Annotated in this window: 4 protein-coding genes and 3 pseudogenes; 3 read left to right on the forward strand and 4 right to left on the reverse strand. The window is 58.5% G+C overall.

The window, feature by feature from the left end; translation table 11 throughout:
* Window positions 1–897 precede the first annotated feature (897 nt).
* Window positions 898–1,443 carry a VOC family protein gene (locus AC0L2A_RS35465; RefSeq protein WP_473612838.1) on the reverse strand — a complete coding sequence of 182 codons (546 nt, stop codon included), beginning with the start codon at window positions 1,441–1,443 and terminating at the stop codon, window positions 898–900.
* Window positions 1,444–1,933: 490 nt separating this feature from the next.
* On the opposite strand from AC0L2A_RS35465, the pseudogene AC0L2A_RS35470 reads away from it, so the two are divergent.
* Window positions 1,934–2,122 (forward strand): annotated as a pseudogene (locus AC0L2A_RS35470) (Tn3 family transposase); the annotation flags it as partial.
* A gap of 106 nt (window positions 2,123–2,228) precedes the next feature.
* On the opposite strand, the pseudogene AC0L2A_RS35475 reads toward AC0L2A_RS35470, so the two are convergent.
* Window positions 2,229–2,681, reverse strand: a pseudogene (locus tag AC0L2A_RS35475) (ATP-binding protein); the annotation flags it as partial.
* A gap of 124 nt (window positions 2,682–2,805) precedes the next feature.
* Between AC0L2A_RS35475 and AC0L2A_RS35480 the strand changes: the two are divergent.
* A pseudogene (locus AC0L2A_RS35480) lies at window positions 2,806–2,973 on the forward strand (ATP-binding protein); the annotation flags it as partial.
* Between the two features lie 105 nt (window positions 2,974–3,078).
* Here AC0L2A_RS35480 and AC0L2A_RS35485 read toward each other — a convergent pair.
* Window positions 3,079–3,714, reverse strand: a complete 636-nt coding sequence (locus AC0L2A_RS35485; RefSeq protein WP_473612840.1) for a 4'-phosphopantetheinyl transferase family protein — start codon at window positions 3,712–3,714, stop codon at window positions 3,079–3,081.
* Between the two features lie 236 nt (window positions 3,715–3,950).
* Between AC0L2A_RS35485 and AC0L2A_RS35490 the strand changes: the two genes are divergently transcribed.
* Entirely contained in the window at window positions 3,951–5,297 is a 1,347-nt protein-coding gene (locus tag AC0L2A_RS35490) for an IS5 family transposase (RefSeq protein ID WP_473612841.1), read from the forward strand.
* Window positions 5,298–5,473: 176 nt separating this feature from the next.
* On the opposite strand, the gene AC0L2A_RS35495 is transcribed toward AC0L2A_RS35490, so the two are convergent.
* On the reverse strand, window positions 5,474–7,905 hold a 2,432-nt coding region (locus tag AC0L2A_RS35495), incomplete at its 5' end, for a non-ribosomal peptide synthetase (RefSeq protein WP_473612842.1).

A 7,905-nucleotide genomic window follows, 5' to 3' on the forward strand; every position in this document is an offset into this window, starting at 1 on the left:
CGCATTCAACAGCACCTGGGGGTCGAGCTTGTCGAAGAACCGCTCACTCGGCCTGCCAGACGCCAGCGAGACTGCCGCGGGAAACGCACTCGAGACTTCGTTCAAAAAATTCATGACTGAACATTGCGATCTGTGATCCAACATCGAACCCTGCGTAGGACTATCGGCGAGCTGAGGACCACACCAGTCCCAGAGCGACGACATTATTGAAGCCCAAGGGCTCACGCATTTTCACGGTTTATTCGCCAGAATTATCAAGCTGATCAAAAAGCACCATCGTTTGATTGACGAATCCATCCTGCGCGCCTGAGTGCATGTCATCGAAGCTGAGCCGCCTCTCAAAGCGAAAGGACTCGCACCCTATGAAGCTGGCAACCTGCGTCCACGCACACCTAGAACTGACTGGATTTTGGGTAGTCATGAGACGAATTCTCCTCAACCGCGATCCAGATACACATGTCCACGCAAGTGCCGTGCCAACGGAAAACTCGTGCCAAAACAATTACGTGGCGCTACTAAGATGTGTCCGACATTGTCGTACATTGGACGTAAGCATCTGAGGAAGGTTCGGGTTTGTCGCGCGCGGGCGGGTTGTCTGACAGGACGATGCCAGGATCAGGCCAGAAAGCTTTAAAGGTGATACCGAGGCGATCCGGGCGGTGGAGGTACGCTGATCGAAGTCCTCGCCGATTGCTCAACCCGCGCCCACCGCGTAACAGGTCGGGACCGCCGCTGAATGAAAGTTCAGTGGCAGCTCACCGTGCCTGGCGCAGATCAGGTGACGCTTTCCGTTCGTCCAGTTGGAATGCCACCTTCGATCAGTCTTGCGGGACCCTGGTAGGCCGGCGGGCACGCCTGAAGTCGGATAGCCAAACCCGGTCGGCCACACCTCTTTGATCAGTATTTTTCCGACTGCTCAAGCTGCTCGAAAAGCTCTTGTACGTTGTCTTCAAGAAATGCTTCCTCTCCGTTCCGATGGATGAGTTCAAAACTCATCCCCGTATTAGCGCATCGAGAAGAGAATGCTTGTGTTAGGCCAGGTCCTTCAATAACGGTCGTGTCAAACGACAATCCCCGCGCTGTAAGCGTATTGACCGCCGCCGACACATCGTCGACAGATAACGCAACATGAGCTAGACCAACCCCGTAGTTTTGGACAAGTTGAGACACCTGTGACTCTGGCTCTGTGCCTTGGCAAAGCACAAAGCACATGTCGTTCCGAACCATGTCCGCACACACCATCCCAGTCTTCTTACCTTTTATATGCAATCGCCGCCTAAGCTTGAAACCAAGGACATCTTGAAACAGGTGGATAGCGTCGTCTAGTTTGTGAACCGCCAAAGCTATGTGATCAATGCCGTGAAATCGAGGATTATGATGGCCATTTGCTTCGATTGATTTTTTCAGAGAGCCATCCGACGGCGAACCCACGGGATAAGTCATTTTTTGAGTCCTTCTGTTTAGGTGGACGCAGCCAGTTCAACGATCGAGGCCATAAGCTGTTAACAGCCTGATTACACATGAGTAGCCTCGCGGACCGGAATGGCCCGTTTTTGCGTGGTCATGGACAATTCTGCTCAGTGTGAGCGCGTTTGTCGAACACAAGCATGTAACATGCCAAGCGGAAAAATCATTTCGGAGCAACAGAATGGGGGCAGACAAGAGAACAAGAGCAGTGCGAAATCGTACGCTAACGGGAAACAGAGCGTGAACTATGCCGTAGTGCGGAAAACCGGCGCATACGATCCCTGTGGGCTGCCGTCGCATTGAGTCAGATTTGAATTCTTCGTGCGCCCGACTTGACAAAGCTCCCGGCCCATCAGTCGTGCGCGGAGTAGGGCGTTGGGTAAACGGAAGCTTCTCAAAGCTCAAGAACGACTGAAGCTCTTCGATGTGCCGGCTGACGAGGGCAGCCTGATCCGACATTATTAAGCTGAAGCGCGCCGTCTTCTTCCACGAGCGCGGTGAGATCCGGGACCGATCGTTCGAAAGCCAGGCGTTACGCGCCTCCGGCCTCAACCTCGTTGTCAGTGCGATCGTACACTGGAACACGGTCTACATCGAACTGGCCGTCACCCACTTACGCAACGTGCGTCGCGAGGTTGCGGATCATCTGCTCAAGTGCGCATTTCGCAAAAGCCGGACAGGGGTTCCGCTAATTCCCGGACAGTGGTTTCGCTAATGTCGGGACAGATTGGCGGCGTCGGTCCTCGGGTGCCTTGTTGCGTTCATGGATGATTGATTTCGTCGTTTTCGGTGCCGGTCAAGAGGGGCGCGGCCTTTTGCTTTCGCATGCTGTCGCCCTGGAGCACGATGCGGTGGGCGTTGTGCACGATCCTGTCAAGAATGGCATCGGCGATGGTGGGGTCTGCGATCAGGTCATGCCATCTGGCCACCGGGACCTGGGCGGTGATCAGGGTGGATTTGCGGCGATAGCGTTCCTCGACGATTTCGAACAGATGGAAGCGCTGCTGGTCGGTGAGGGAGTGGGTTCCGAAGTCGTCGAGGATGAGCAGTTGCGCGCGGGTGAGTTTGTCGATGAGGCGTGGGAAGCGTCCATCGAGACGGGCGAGCGCCAAATCCTCGAACAGGCGCGGCACGCGCACATAGAGCACGGAATGATCGAGCCGTGCTGCTTGCCGGCCGAAGGCGCAGGCCAGCCACGACTTGCCGGTTCCGGTCGGACTGGGCTCATAATGCCCGTTATCAGGATGGCGAAGCAAAGAAGATTGTCCGTTACGCCTTTCATCCGCGTTCGGGCGGGGAGATTTTCGTCACAGGCCGTCAGCGTTATTGCGGTGAGCCAGCCAAATCCCCGTGCAGCACTGGCACGACGTCATCGGCGATCCCACCCTCGGTGATGCAATTCTCGATCGCCTCGTTCACAATGCTCACCGGCTTCAACTCACCGGAGAAAGCATGCGAAAACAGAACGCTCAACGCTCAGCCCTTGACGCAGACTCAAACACCTGAATCAATGAACAGGTCGGTCGAAGCGGCCGCTCATGATCGCGTGAAATACCTGCTCACGATCAAATGAAATGAGCGCTCACCATCGCGTGAAATGGCTGCTCACAATCAGCGAAATGCGCACGGGGCAAGGTCACCGCATGTGGCCATGTACGCCAACCCGATTACATTGTTGGAAATAAGTAACTCTAGCGAAAACGTGCAATTTGCCTTCGACACGTGTCCTAACCGCGCAGAGATATCAATTTCCACGTCCTGGAATTCAATGAAACGATTGTACAGTGGAAAATACGCCTTATATACCGCCTCCTTCAAAACGAAGAGGTCCCGCCGCTTGAGCAGATGTAGATCGTACATGCGTTGCTCGTTAGGGGTGGCAATCAATTCGATCAGGTTCTCCGGCAGAGGTTCATTAGGTTCAATGTCGATGCCGAGAGTCGCAATCCGTTTCGTCCCTGCAATGGCGGCGGCTGCTACGGTATCGTGGTGCGCCAAAGATCCGACGATGCCGGGTGGCCAGATCGGAACACCCGAGCGCGTCTTTAGGATCGGCAGTTGTGGGAATCCCAGTTGCCCAAGGAGTGTTCTGGCAACTACTCTTGCAGCACCGCTTTGGCGGCGAACTTTGGTAACAGTGCGTCCCAACGAGGTAACTTCGGAAGCGTACAAGGTGGTTTCGTCGCTCGGTTCTATCGGACGGATGCCGACGATGATGTTCTGTTGATCAATGGTGATAGTCTCCATTCTATCTGGTCTCTTTGAGCTTTTCGGATGGGAAGCTCAGCCAATGCAGCTTGGCCTTGAAATTGTCGGCCGTGAAGAATACGGAAGCCGCTGATATCGCATAGGAATAGTCTACTTTTCAGGCTTCCGAATTGCAGGTAACGGCCAGTCTGTGGATAGTTTCCTTGCAATTCCAGTTTGCGATTTCGCCGCCTGGTGATTCACTGCTTTCATCGCAGTGAATCGGGAGCCAGGCGATGGGCAGGCCACGCGAGCGGTGCGAGACTGGAGAACAGGATCTTTTCCGCGCTCGCCTTGATCAGATCCTCAACATGAACCACGAGCTGGTGCGGCTGGCCCGCACCATCGACTGGCCGGTGCTGGAGGCGCGCTTCGGTGCGGTCTATTCGGAGGGTCCCGGCATGCCGCCGCTGCCGACCCGGCTGATGGCGGGGCTCGCCATCCTCAAGCACACCTTCAACCTGTCGGACGAGGCGCTGTGCGCACGCTGGGTCGAGAACCCGTATTTCCAGTATCTGTGCGGCGAGGAGTTCTTCCGCCACGACCTGCCGTTCGACCGCTCGTCGATGACGCGCTGGCGCAGCCGCATGGGCGAGGAGCGGATCGTCGCGCTTTTGCAGGAAAGCCTCAGCATTGCGGTCAAGACCGGGGCGATGAAGCCGCAGGATACGCGCCGGGTCATTGTCGACACGACGGTTCAACCCAAGAACGTGATGTTCCCGACCGACGCCAAGCTCATCCATCGCGCCCGCGAGCGGCTGGTGCGGCTGGCGAAGAAGACGCGGCTCGACCTGCGTCAGTCCTATGTCCGGGTCGGCAAACAGGCGCTGATCATGTATCAGCGCTACGCCCACGCCAAGCAGTTCAAGCGGGCCAACAAGGCCCTGCGCAGGCTCAGGACGTATCTGGGGCGCACCGTCCGCGACATCTCCCGTCAGATCGCCGGCGACGCGGAGCTGGACGCGCTTTTCAAATGGTCGCTCTACCAGGCCTCCACCGTTCTCGAGCAGCGTCAGCGCCAGCGCGGCCGCAAGATCTACAGCCTGCATGCGCACGAGGTGGAATGCATCGGCAAGGGCAAGGCGCACGCGCCCTACGAGTTCGGGGTGAAGGTGTCGGTGGCCACCACGCTGAAGCGTTCAAAGGGTGGCCAGTTCGCCCTGCATGTAAAAGCGCTGCCCAGCAATCCCTATGACGGCCACACGCTCGCAGCGATCATCCCTGACATGGAAAAGACCATCGGCAACGAGATCAGCCGCATCCTCGCCGATGCCGGCTACCGCGGCCACAACGCGCCGCAAAGTCATAAGTTCAGGGTCTTCACCGCTGGTCAGAAGCGCCGCGTGACACCGGCCATCAAGCGCCAGATGCGGCGGCGATCGGCCGTCGAGCCGGTGATCGGCCACATCAAGAACGAACACAGAATGGGCCGCAATTACCTCGCTCACACCCAAGGCGATGCGATCAACGCCATCCTGGCCGCAGCCGGTTACAACTTCTCCCTCCTGCTCAGGTGGCTGAAGGCGTTTTTGTGGCTCTTGATCGCCGCGTTCCTGAACCGGCCGAAGCAGCTTGCCGCTTAGCGATCAAGATTGTTCACGGTCGACGAAATTGCTCGACTCGGTCGTCGATCTGCAGCGGCGGCAGACCACATATGCTTCCCATCTTTGGATCGCCGAGCCAGAACTCTCCGACATCTGGGGATTGTCGCGATCCGAGACTGAACCTCGTCTGGGTGCCAGAATTTCGGTGCAGTTCGCTAGGGATCTTTTTCAAGAACCCCGGTTAAAGGCGTAGAAATGGCTCGGGCCAGAGCCTTGCGGTTTTCCATAACACTCATCATCGTCACGTGGTCGCCTACAATCGGTACGGCAGTAATAGCCTGCGGACTCAAGACCCGGTCCCAGCCGCGCATAGGCGAACGAGCCTCTGGGCCTATTGAGGCTTTATCAGGTGGTATCCGACGGCTGATGAGAGGCTCCATGGCATAAAACTGATGTATCTCGATTGGCAGGGGCGGAACTTGATACGACTGCAATGCCCTATGAAATTGGGCGGTTCTTTCCGACATCAGAATGTCATTGTGGAGATCACGATCCAGAGATATCGCCCCGATTTGCTGCGCCTTTTCAAGCAGCTGAGCGATTGAACTTTGTCCAGCAAATTGCTCCAACACTTCGAAGCTCTCATCATCCAAGGATTCAAAAGAATCCAGCACCACGTCTCGTACCATTTGGATGGGTGATATCTTTATCAAGTTTGCAGGTAGCGTAACATCGATCAACGCCATGAAAGAGATAGCTTCATCGCGACCCAGTAAGAGCTGGGCTATGGCGTAAGCCAAGATTCCGCCTGATGAGTATCCAGCGAAGCGATACGGACCCTGCGGCTGGATCTTTCTAATCGCCACGATGGTCTCCGCGGCTATCGCCGCAAGAGTTGGTGGACAAAGGTTATTGAAGGGGGGCCATGGCAGAGCATAGACGGGACAGTCTACGTCCATTTCCTTCACCAACCTGAGGACGTAGGAACAATCGCCAGAACCTGTGGGGACAAAGAAGAGCGGTGGCTGCGATCCGGTTGCTTGTACGGAAATCACTCCCGGAGTCCTGGGCTGTGGCTCCAAATGAATCTTCGATGCAAGGTCCTTCAGAACAGGGGCTCGGAAGAGGTCAGCGGCGCTAAAGTTCAGCCCTACACCTAATGCTCGACTGAGCACTTGCACTGCCAGCAGCGAGTGGCCGCCGAGCTCGAAGAAGTTGTCGTGGCGCCCGACCCGCTCGACCCCGAGCAGCTCCGCCCAGATCTCTGCCAGCGCCGTCTCGACCGCGCCCTGCGGCGCTTCATAGGCCGCCCGCGCATAGGCCTCGTCCTCGGGGGCCGGCAGCGCCTGGCGGTCGAGCTTGCCGTTCGGCGTCAGCGGCAGCCCATCCAGCCGCACGAAGGCGCTCGGCACCATGTAGTCCGGCAGCCGCCCGCCCAGATGCGCGCGCAAGGCGCCGGCAAGCGCGCCGCCATCGTCGTCGTCCGAGCTGGCCTCGGGTCCGCACACGACATAGGCGACAAGGTGCTTGTCGCCGGCGCGGTCCTGGCGCGCCACCACCACCGCATCGCGCACCCAGGCGTGCTCGCAAAGCCGCGCCGCGATCTCGCCCGGCTCGATGCGGAAGCCGCGGATCTTCACCTGCTCGTCGTTGCGGCCCAAAAACTCCAGATTGCCGTCCGCCAGATAGCGCGCCAGGTCGCCGCTCCGGTACAGCCGGTCGCCCTCCACAAACGGGCTGGCGATGAACCGCTCGGCCGTCAGCTCCGGCCGGTTCAGGTAGCCGCGCGCAACACCCGCCCCGCCGATATAAAGCTCGCCCACCGCCCCGAACGGCACCGGCTGACCATGAGCGTCCAGAAGGTAGATCCGCGTGTTCGCGATCGGACGGCCGATCGGGACGATCGCCCCGTCAAAGTCATCGGGGCAAGTCCAGGTCGTTGCACAGACTGTCGTTTCCGTCGGTCCATAGGCATTGATAACAGATGCTGCAGGCAGGCGACGAATGAGTTCGGCCTTCGGCAGCTCTCCAGCAAGAATGAGAGCTTGCGACGCCAAATATTCCGCACTCCTGCTTTCCTGAAGAAGCAAGGCCGGAGGCAGCGTCGCGTGGGTGATGGCTTGGCTTCGCAGATAATGCGACAGCCTGGCACTCGCCTGGCGGAGCTCATCCGCAGGCAAATGCAAGGCGGCGCCGGAGCCAAGCGCCATAATCATTTCCCAGGCACTGGCATCAAAACCGAAGGAGGCGAACTGCACCACTCGACTGTTTGAACCAACGCCAAACAGTCCGATCTGAGCCACCCCCAGATTCACCAGACTTCCATGCTCGACCATGACGCCCTTGGGCGTCCCGGTGGAGCCCGAGGTGTAGATGATGTAGGCGAGATGGCGGGGGGTGAGGCCCAGCGCGCGCGGCTCGGGATCCGAAGCAGGCAGCCCGGCCCAGGCCGGGATCGCCGTCTCCAGATCGACCGCGGTCACATCGGCCAGCGCCTCGGCGCCGAGTGCGGCGCGGCCGGCCGCATCGCAAAGCAGCAGCCGCGGCGCGGCATCGGCGAGCACCTGGTTGAGCCGTGGGCCCGGATAGGCCGGATCGAGCGGCACATAGGCGCCGCCCGCCTTCAGGATCGCCAGCAGCCCCACCA

Source organism: Mesorhizobium sp. WSM4844 (assembly GCF_055811775.1).